The following is a 3,172-nucleotide window of genomic DNA, read 5'->3' on the forward strand; positions in this document are numbered from 1 at the left end:
ATTGCTCTTGTTTTTAGTTCTTTTAGTTTGTTGAGGTCAATTTGTTGCGCACTTAAAGATAGTGAAATCAATAAAATGAATAAAACAAGATTTTTCATGCCAGTTGGATTGTTTAAGTTTTAAAGTTTACTAATTTATAATTTTTTTTAAAACTATATTTAAAATGATTATAAATAAGTAAAGTCAATAAATTTGTGTTTTTTAACAAAAACTAAATAGTATCTTTGCTTTTTAAAAAAAATTAATAAAAATGAGCGGATTTATATCTTCATCAATTGCAAGAAAAGTAGCTATGGCGTTATCAGCACTTTTTCTAATTATTTTTCTAATTATTCATTTAGCGGTAAATTTAACCTCGTTGTTTAGCGAAGATTTATTTAATGAGCTTTCTCATTTTATGGGAACAAATCCATTAATTCAGTTTGCTATGCAACCTGTATTGATTTTCGGAGTTGTATTTCATTTTGTTATGGGATTTGTTTTAGAGTTAAGGAATAAAAGAGCGAGAAATGTTAAGTATGCAAAATTTAATGGCGCAGCGAGTGCTTCTTGGATGTCAAGAAACATGGTTTTTAGTGGCGCAGCTATTTTAGCATTTATTGTTTTACATTTTATCGATTTTTGGATTCCAGAAATTAATACTAAATATGTCTTAGGAGATATGAGCGGTGTTTTACCTGGGCAAGAAGGTTATCGTTATTTCGAAGAGTTGCAACATAAATTTGTGCCAATTTGGAGAGTTGCAGCGTATGTTGTAGCATTTATTTTCTTAGGCTTGCATTTAGCACACGGTTTTCAATCTGCTTTTCAATCAATTGGTTTTAATAATAAATACACAAAATGCGTTAAGAATTTAGGTGTTATTTATTCAATTGTAATTCCTTTAGGATTTATTATAATTGCTTTATGCCACCATTTTAACCATTAATCTTACGAGAATATGACTACTTTAAACTCAAGAGTACCAGAAGGTCCAATTAAAGATAAATGGACAACCTATAAAGAAAATGTAAATCTTGTTAACCCAGCAAACAAACGTAATATTGATATTATTGTAGTTGGAACTGGTTTGGCAGGAGGTTCTGCAGCGGCATCGTTAGCAGAATTAGGATATAATGTAAAAGCATTTGCTTATCAAGATTCTCCTCGAAGAGCGCATTCTATTGCAGCCCAAGGAGGTATCAACGCAGCAAAAAATTATCAAAATGATGGTGATTCTAACTATCGTTTATTTTACGATACAGTAAAAGGAGGAGATTATCGTTCACGTGAAGCAAACGTTTTTCGTTTAGCTGAAGTATCAGGAGCTATTATTGATCAATGTGTGGCACAAGGAGTTCCTTTTGCACGTGATTACGGCGGATTACTTGATAACCGCTCGTTTGGAGGTGTATTAGTTTCAAGAACTTTTTATGCTAAAGGACAAACAGGGCAACAATTATTATTAGGTTGTTATGCTGCAATGAACCGTCAAATTGCTCGTGGAAAGATTGAAATGTTCAATCGTCACGAAATGTTAGACGTTGTAAAAGTTGACGGAAAAGCAAGAGGTATTATTGCACGTGATTTGGTTACTGGTGAAATAGAGCGTCATTCAGCCCATGCAGTAGTTATTGCAACTGGTGGTTACGGAAATGTATATTTCTTATCAACCAACGCAATGGGTTCTAATGCGACTGCAGCTTGGAAAGTTCATAAAAAAGGAGCATTTTTTGCAAATCCTTGTATGACACAAATTCACCCAACGTGTATTCCACGTTCAGGAGATTACCAATCTAAATTAACGTTAATGTCAGAATCATTACGTAACGATGGTAGAATTTGGGTGCCTGCAAAAATTGAAGATGCCAAAGCTATTCAAGAAGGAAAATTAAAACCAACAGCATTAGCTGAAGAAGATAGAGATTACTATTTAGAAAGAAGGTATCCTGCATACGGAAACTTAGTACCACGTGATGTTGCATCGAGAGCTGCAAAAGAACGTTGCGATGCTGGTTTTGGTGTAAATGCTACTGGTGAAGCTGTGTATTTAGATTTTGCTGCTGCAATTTACCGCTATGGTTCAGAGCAAGCAAAAATTAAAGGAATAGACAATGCTTCTAAAGAAGAAATTATTAAGTTAGGTGAAGGAGTTATTGAAGCTAAATATGGTAACTTATTCCAAATGTATGAGAAAATTATAGATGAGAATCCATACAAAACACCAATGATGATTTATCCTGCAACACACTACACAATGGGTGGTGTTTGGGTTGATTATAATTTAATGACAACAGTTCCTGGTTTATACTGCATTGGTGAGGCAAACTTCTCTGATCACGGAGCCAATCGTTTAGGAGCTTCTGCATTAATGCAAGGTTTGGCTGACGGTTATTTTGTATTGCCTTATACAATTGGTGATTATTTAGCAGACGACATTAGAACAGGGAAAATTCCAACAGATTCTAAAGAGTTTGATGCTGCTGAAAAAGAAATTAAAGATAAGTTAGAGTTCTTTATCAATAATAAAGGAACACATTCTGTAGATTATTACCATAAAAAACTAGGATTAGTTATGTGGAATAAAGTAGGAATGGCTCGTAATGAAAAGCACTTAAAAGAAGCTATTAAAGAAATTCAAGACATTCGTGAAGATTTCTGGAAGAACGTTAAAGTTCCTGGAGATTTAAATGAATTAAATCCTGAATTAGAAAAAGCTGGTAGAGTAGCTGATTTCTTAGAATTAGGTGAGTTATTTGCAAAAGATGCTTTAGAAAGAAACGAATCTTGTGGAGGTCATTTCCGTGAAGAATACGTTACCGAAGATGGCGAAGCATTGCGTGATGATAAAAACTTTGCATATGTAGCAGCTTGGGAATATTCAGGAAAACCTAGTGAAGCTATTTTGCATAAAGAACAATTAGAATTTAAAGATATCGAATTAAAAACTCGTTCATACAAATAAGATAGACATTATGAATTTAACGTTAAAAATTTGGAGACAAAAAGGGCCACAAGATAAAGGTCAAATGGTCGAATATAAAGTTACCGATATTTCAGAACATATGTCGTTTTTAGAAATGATGGACGTATTGAACGAAAGTTTGGTTGAAAAAAATGAAGTTCCAATTGCCTTTGATCACGACTGTAGAGAAGGTATTTGCGGAATGTGCTCACTTCATATTAATGGAGA

General features: G+C 33.5%; 3 protein-coding genes. All 3 read left to right on the forward strand.

Annotation, left to right across the window (positions count from 1 at the left end; all coding sequences use genetic code 11):
* Positions 1-250: 250 nt before the first annotated feature.
* Complete coding sequence (locus AB1Z17_RS02480; RefSeq protein WP_368050208.1) at positions 251-928, forward strand: succinate dehydrogenase cytochrome b subunit; 678 nt, start codon at positions 251-253, stop codon at positions 926-928.
* Positions 929-940: 12 nt separating this feature from the next.
* Complete coding sequence (locus tag AB1Z17_RS02485; protein WP_368050209.1) at positions 941-2,944, forward strand: fumarate reductase/succinate dehydrogenase flavoprotein subunit; 2,004 nt, start codon at positions 941-943, stop codon at positions 2,942-2,944.
* Between the two features lies 1 nt (position 2,945).
* Positions 2,946-3,172 (forward strand): 2Fe-2S iron-sulfur cluster-binding protein (locus tag AB1Z17_RS02490; RefSeq protein ID WP_368050210.1); only part of this gene is annotated, 227 nt, incomplete at its 3' end.

Source organism: Lutibacter sp. (genome assembly GCF_040883305.1).
In the GTDB taxonomy this organism is placed as follows: domain Bacteria; phylum Bacteroidota; class Bacteroidia; order Flavobacteriales; family Flavobacteriaceae; genus Lutibacter.